The sequence below is a fragment of the Flavobacterium poyangense genome, assembly GCF_011751075.1.
GTDB classification, from domain to species: Bacteria; Bacteroidota; Bacteroidia; order Flavobacteriales; family Flavobacteriaceae; genus Flavobacterium; species Flavobacterium poyangense.
On the sequence record NZ_JAALLN010000170.1, the window covers coordinates 1 to 277 of the forward strand.

Genomic DNA, 277 nt, shown 5'->3' on the forward strand with positions numbered 1-277 from the left:
GCTGGCTCGCCGCGCGCGTTGCCCGGCAACTGAATCTGGCACTGAGGCGCCCAGGCAACCAGGCGCAGTACTCCCTGATACTGGAGGGGCAGGCCGGCGCCTATGGCGAGTTGGTCGATTGGCTACGACAACACCTGGCCGAAGCGATCAGTGTCGAGCGCATGGCTCAAGTCGCGGGGCAGGCGCCGCGCACCTTCCACCGCGGATTCACGCGCGCCACCGGATTCACGCCACGCGACTTCCTGGAAGCGCTGCGCCTGGAGGCGGTGCGAACCGG

1 protein-coding gene is annotated in these 277 nt (G+C 68.6%); it reads left to right on the forward strand.

Going from position 1 to position 277, the window contains the following annotated elements:
• On the forward strand, nt 1–277 hold a 277-nt coding region (locus G3A47_RS23770; protein WP_243860567.1), incomplete at both ends, for a helix-turn-helix domain-containing protein.